Genomic DNA, 2677 nt, shown 5'->3' on the forward strand with positions numbered 1-2677 from the left:
TATTTTATTTCAAATTTTTCCATTTTTCACAATAAAGCCTAACGTTCCCGCGGTATGGTGTCGTGCGGTTGACTGTCCCACGAAGTGGAGACTGTCAAGCCGAAAACGACGGCATACGGATTGTCGATTTGCAATTTAAAAGAAACCGCATGCACTATGACCGCGTGTTGGCAGTAGTTTTTTTATTGTTTCTTTCGTTTTAAGCAATTCCATTCACACTCAAATTGAAAAGTTCTCCGGTGTTCAAGTTGATTTTAATTTCCCAATGGTAACTACACCCATCCAAAAACATTTCTCTTTCTTTTTTCCAATTTTCATGTTCGTCTTTATAATATCCTCGAAGTCTGTCGAGCAGAGTATATCTATCCCAATTGAAAGATGCATAAATTATTTTATTTCCGACGCTATCAATGTATCCGAAATATTGTCTTCTGTACGATTTTAATTTTTTATGGATAATGGGGCAATTATCAACTTGGTTAATTCTTTGCTTATTGATAGTTTTTAAATTCTTTTTAAGTATTTGTTCCGCTTTTTCTATGTCATTAATTGTCGGAGTAAATCTTTGTTTATCTATAAGACACATGAAACAAGTTGCATTTTCTTTGAAAATTACACCTTTTACTCTCCCTTTTTCAATTACTGTAGAGTAATCTGTCGGTTGTTCAATTAATTCAAAAGTCGATCTACACGACATTAAGAATAAAAGGATTAATATGATTGTAAATTGTTTCATTTTAAATTACTGCCAACGTTCCCGCGGTATGGTGTCGTGGCAGTTTCTTTCCGACGGGAAAGGAACTGTCAGGACGAAAAGAGCAGGCAGCGAACGTTAATGCATTTTGTTTAAAATACTGCCATGCACTATGACCGCGTGTTAGCGGTATGTTGCTTTTTTAAGTCGTTATCATTCCACTAAAAAGATACTTATTCTCATTCTTGTCAAACATAAAAATCAGGTCATATGCTCCCTCTTCTGCTGCTTTGCATTTTATAGTAAAATGAATTCTAATAATACTGTCATTATTATATACATGCCAATTCTGAGTCGATAAGTTTTTCAAATGCATTAATTCATCTAAATGATTTTCAAATATGAATTTTGCTTCATATCTATCACCAAATGAGTTTTTTAAAGAGTCACTTAATTCTGAACATATAATTGTGTCAAAAGAGTTGACCAATAAATAGTTAATCTGTCTTGTTTCTAACGCATTCATAAAATCTGACCAAATACTATCTGCTTTATTTGTCGAATGATTCCATGGAGATTTTTTTAATATTTCTTTTTCAATAATATGATTATACATATTTAATTCCTGATCAATGATATCTCCCATGAATATTACTTTTAGGTCATATTTCTTTTTAATTGAATCAAAATTTGTATTGTATGCCTGACCAAAGAAGAAATATTTCAAATCATTTTTCTCTAAGTCACTCTCAAATAACTTTTTTGCATCGTTATAAGTTTCAATACGGGAATACCTGTTAATTATTTTATTAGTTTGATAAATCTTAAATTTTCGAAAGCCGAAAAAAATTATCAATCCACAAAGAGCACATAGTATTATAAATCTTGAACTTTTCAAAATGGTTGATTTAAATGAATGGTCGTTTTGCAATTACCGCTAACGTTCCCGCGGTATGGTGTCGTGCGGTTGACTGTCCCACGAAGTGGAGACTGTCAAGCCGAAAACGACGGCATACGGAATGTGGGTTTGCAAATTAAAACACAACCGCATGCACTATGACCGCGTGTTGGTTGCTGTTATAACTTAATCATTTTTTTATGTATAATCTTTTCAGTTGAATCATATTCGATAAATAGGGTTGAATCGGAAATTGGATTATAAGTAAAGATCTGTCTATTTGTTAAGTTTCCATCTTTATCGAAATCTGCAATATTTATAGAATCTTTAGTATTAAATATCTCAGAATACGAAATCAGCTTACCAAGCCTATCAATTGTTTTTAAAGTAGTGTTATCAGAATCAACAATCTCCGTGGTATACAATCTATCTTTAGAATACTCAGTATATATTATCCAGTCCTTAAAGTTAATAGCGGAATCAGGGAAAGTATTTACCATAAATGTATCAGAACTAAAGGGATGAAATGAAATATATGACAAGTAAAATCCATTATTATAAACCGTTCTTTGTGATAAATATAATGTGTCTCTGAAGCAATCATACATCCATTCACACCAGTCACCATTTTTTTTACCGTCAAGGAATGAAGCGGATGATCTTAGATACCTTCTAGTTAGATTTTTCTTCTCTGTAAGGTCATTTAAAGCACATAAAGTATCAAAGTCAAATGCAAAATATTCTCCATCAGGTAAAGAATCTTTAAAAATATAACTTGAGTCAAAACTCATGGTGTCTAGTGCCATATATTTTGAATCACCATAATCAATATTATTAATCTTTATTTTGTCTTTGCAACCGATTGAAAGCAATATGAAAATTGCTAAAATATATTTCATTTTCTCTAGAAACTTCTAGTTTGATTTGGACTTAAAGATAATTGCAACCAACGTTCCCGCGGTATGCTGTCGTGGCAGTTTCTTTCCGACGGGAAAGGAACTGTCAGGGCAAAAGAGACAGCCCGCGAATGTTGTAATATTTTATTTAAAAGTACTGCCATGCAGTATGACCGTGTGTTGTAAATA

At 32.5% G+C, this 2677-nt stretch carries 4 protein-coding genes; all 4 read right to left on the minus strand.

All coding sequences use genetic code 11. The annotated features are described in order from the left end of the window. Window positions 1-199: 199 nt before the first annotated feature. Window positions 200-736 (minus strand): hypothetical protein, encoded by a 537-nt coding sequence (locus ACE01N_RS20240; protein WP_380592851.1) that lies wholly within the window; start codon window positions 734-736, stop codon window positions 200-202. 160 nt (window positions 737-896) lie between these two features. Next, complete coding sequence (locus ACE01N_RS20245) at window positions 897-1592, minus strand: hypothetical protein (protein WP_380592853.1); 696 nt, start codon at window positions 1590-1592, stop codon at window positions 897-899. A 179-nt stretch (window positions 1593-1771) separates the two neighbouring features. Beyond that, window positions 1772-2491 carry a hypothetical protein gene (locus ACE01N_RS20250; protein WP_380592854.1) on the minus strand — a complete coding sequence of 240 codons (720 nt, stop codon included), beginning with the start codon at window positions 2489-2491 and terminating at the stop codon, window positions 1772-1774. Window positions 2492-2496: 5 nt separating this feature from the next. After that, window positions 2497-2677, minus strand: a 181-nt coding sequence (locus ACE01N_RS20255; protein ID WP_380592856.1) for a hypothetical protein, incomplete at its 5' end; no start/stop codon positions are given.

The sequence above is a fragment of the Quyinboa ferrireducens genome, from assembly GCF_042436675.1.
Taxonomy (GTDB): domain Bacteria; phylum Bacteroidota; class Bacteroidia; order Bacteroidales; family UBA5342; genus JBHJHP01.

Excerpts from the sequence above, each read along its gene's own strand:
- ACE01N_RS20240 (WP_380592851.1), bottom strand. The coding sequence starts at position 736 with ATGAAACAATTTACAATCATATTAATCCTTTTATTCTTAATGTCGTGT.
- ACE01N_RS20250 (WP_380592854.1), bottom strand. The coding sequence starts at position 2,491 with ATGAAATATATTTTAGCAATTTTCATATTGCTTTCAATCGGTTGCAAA.